Consider the following 505-nt stretch of genomic DNA (forward strand, 5'->3'; position numbering starts at 1 on the left):
GAAAGGCTATTAATCATGCGCACCTGAAGGTGCGCTTTTTTCGTCTTGGAGTAATCTCAATTCGGGCTTACCTATTTCTGTTCTAAAATCCTGTTTCCGAGTCCCCCACTTCCCTCAAGACCGGATGTCCAGAGCCCTTACTAGGAAGACCTTCCCCACTTCAAATGTCTATTCTTTAAAAGAATGCACAAAAAAAGCCATCCCTCTCGGGATGACTTTCTTGATTGCCCAGCGACGTCCTACTCTCACAGGGGGAGACCCCCAACTACCATCGGCGCTGAAGAGCTTAACTTCCGTGTTCGGTATGGGAACGGGTGTGACCTCTTCGCCATCATCACTAGACCTTGAGCCTGTTCGCTCAAAACTGGATAGAACTTTCATTGATTTTTTGGTTAAGTCCTCGATCGATTAGTATTCGTCAGCTCCACACGTCACCGCGCTTCCACCCCGAACCTATCTACCTCATCGTCTTTGAGGGATCTTACTTACTTGCGTAATGGGAAAT

Annotated in this window: 2 rRNA genes; both read right to left on the minus strand. The window is 47.7% G+C overall.

From position 1 onward, the window contains the following. Positions 1 to 226: 226 nt before the first annotated feature. Positions 227 to 342, minus strand: a 5S ribosomal RNA gene (rrf, locus tag ACFO0S_RS06435). Between the two features lie 46 nt (positions 343 to 388). Beyond that, positions 389 to 505: ribosomal RNA gene (locus ACFO0S_RS06440) — 23S ribosomal RNA — on the minus strand; the annotation flags it as partial.

Source organism: Chryseomicrobium palamuruense (genome assembly GCF_042649045.1).
In the GTDB taxonomy this organism is placed as follows: Bacteria; Bacillota; Bacilli; order Bacillales_A; family Planococcaceae; genus Chryseomicrobium; species Chryseomicrobium palamuruense.